General features: G+C 45.4%; 1 protein-coding gene and 1 pseudogene. Both read left to right on the top strand.

Features of this window, described 5'->3' with window-relative positions:
• Positions 1–322, top strand: a pseudogene (locus F8N00_RS18035) (hypothetical protein); the annotation flags it as partial.
• Positions 323–501: 179 nt separating this feature from the next.
• Complete coding sequence (locus F8N00_RS18040; protein WP_311246930.1) at positions 502–837, top strand: YolD-like family protein; 336 nt, start codon at positions 502–504, stop codon at positions 835–837.
• The last annotated feature ends 251 nt before the right edge of the window (positions 838–1,088 follow it).

Consider the following 1,088-nt stretch of genomic DNA (forward strand, 5'->3'; position numbering starts at 1 on the left):
GACGATGATCCCATCCGCGTATCAGTATACCTACACGGTCCGTGGGAACACCGTCGTCGACCGGTTCCAGAACGGCAACCCGGACGAGACGAATGCCGCACTCGGTCTGACAAAGAAGAAGGAGAAAAAAACAGAACTGTCAGCGAAGTCCTCTGCCGATACCACAGCGACCGAGGATGTCTCGCGCGTCGATACCGACGGCAATGGTCAGGTGACGATCCAGGAGGCGAAGGATGCCGGCTTCGCGATGCCAATCACGGAGAAGCACTGGCTATACCAATATATGCGGGACAACGACCATGACGGCATGGTGGGAGAATGAATCTCCTCATTTAATCGAATAGCCGAAACATACTGGAGCAGTGACGAGATCCTCGTCGCTGCCTTTTTTCGTCCCAGAAACGGAGGCATTGATGAGACGTCGAAATATCGGATTGAAAACAAGAGAAACGAGGAACATAATAAGAACAAATGTTCTTATTATGAAAAGGAGTGATTTTAATGAGTTATGAAGACCGAGGCAATAAGAAATGGATCCCGTTCCTCATGCCCGAACACAAAGGATTGCTGAAACGTTATTACCAAGAGGTACATCATCTCAAGTTCGAGGATACGGAGGGTCCGATTGATGGGACGATCGAGAACGCCTTGAACGATGCCATCTTCAGCGGAGACATTGTCACGGTGACAGCAATGAATGGTCCGTTGACGCATCGTTTCGATGCCTTCGTTGAGAAGCTCGACTATGTACAGGAGGAGGTCCACCTCGTCAAACGAAATCTCGATATCGAAATCGTTCCGTTCAAGCAAATATTAAGTGTCACTCTAACGGAGTGAAGAAAAAATTATGGTCATTGATTACTTAAACATGGTCAAAATAAGGACGAATGACTATGTTCATTCCAATTTGAACATGATCTAATTCAATTTTGACATCTAATCATACTCATCCGTGATTTTCAGCAGCCCAGCTCTATCTCGCAGAGAATATTCATTCTGAATTATCCTCGATTCTATATACTAAAAGCTCAATATGTATTACAATGTATTACAAAGGAGCTGATAATCATGAGTACCATTTCCGTACG

The sequence above is a fragment of the Exiguobacterium sp. A1_3_1 genome, assembly GCF_048985645.1.
GTDB lineage: Bacteria > Bacillota > Bacilli > Exiguobacteriales > Exiguobacteriaceae > Exiguobacterium_A > Exiguobacterium_A indicum.

What these genes read in the sequence shown, in the direction of transcription:
- F8N00_RS18040 (WP_311246930.1), top strand. Translation starts at nt 502, where the DNA reads ATGAGTTATGAAGACCGAGGCAATAAGAAATGGATCCCGTTCCTCATG.